The 297-nt window shown below is 59.9% G+C and carries 1 protein-coding gene; it reads right to left on the bottom strand.

All coding sequences use genetic code 11. From position 1 onward, the window contains the following. Positions 1 to 297: class I SAM-dependent methyltransferase (locus BOQ64_RS22740; RefSeq protein ID WP_164975874.1), on the bottom strand; the 297-nt coding region annotated here is incomplete at both ends.

The raw sequence follows: 297 nt of genomic DNA, 5'->3' as shown, positions 1-297 counted from the left end.
GCTCGGCGATCTTGGAAAACTCAAGCACCAGCAGGCGGCCACCTGGCTTGAGCACACGACACATCTCGGCCAGGGCCAGGTCCTTGTGCGTCATATTGCATTCGGCCAGGTATTTGTAGCTCTCGGCATCGCCGGCGAACAGCGAGCCCAGTTTGGGCAAGATGTTGAAGGAGTACCAGTCGTAGGGCTTGCGCAGCGGCTCGGCGATCTTGGAAAACTCAAGCACCAGCAGGCGGCCACCTGGCTTGAGCACACGACACATCTCGGCCAGGGCCAGGTCCTTGTGCGTCATATTGC

Origin of the sequence: Chryseobacterium sp. CH25, assembly GCF_004119455.1 — a bacterium.
GTDB lineage: Bacteria > Bacteroidota > Bacteroidia > Flavobacteriales > Weeksellaceae > Chryseobacterium.
This window is presented reverse-complemented; position numbering and strand designations above follow the sequence as displayed.